This window comes from Shigella sp. FC1661, assembly GCF_001712525.1.
GTDB lineage: Bacteria > Pseudomonadota > Gammaproteobacteria > Enterobacterales > Enterobacteriaceae > Escherichia > Escherichia coli.
Window position 1 is genome coordinate 1 of record NZ_MDGW01000495.1, and the last position, 395, is coordinate 395.

The following is a 395-nucleotide window of genomic DNA, read 5'->3' on the forward strand; positions in this document are numbered from 1 at the left end:
GCAATCCGTCTGTGCTGGCACTGTGACAATCTTCTCCGTGACCAGTTCACGGAACGGCTGGAATCAATGGCAACGGATAACTGTGCCCGCTGGGTGTTGTCTGTTGTGCGTCGGGATCTCGGTTTTGATGACAGTCACGTTGTGACAATGCCGGAACTGTGCTGGTGGCTGATTCGTAATGACCTGGCGGATGCCTTACCGGAAAGTGCAGCCCGTAAGGCACTGAGATTACCGAAGCCTGTTGTGCCGTCTGTCACCCGGGAAAGTGACCTTGTGCCTTCGGTTCCTGCCACCAGCATCATCCAGGATAAGGCGAAAAAGGTGCTGGCGCTGAAAGTGGATCCGGAGTCGCCGGAGTCTTTTATGTTACGCCCAAAACGTCGCCGCTGGGTTAA

At 55.2% G+C, this 395-nt stretch carries 1 protein-coding gene; it reads left to right on the forward strand.

Annotated features, from left to right (window positions below; genetic code table 11):
- The coding region (locus tag BFF42_RS21085) for a DUF968 domain-containing protein (RefSeq protein ID WP_119163778.1) at positions 1 to 395 on the forward strand (395 nt) is incomplete at both ends.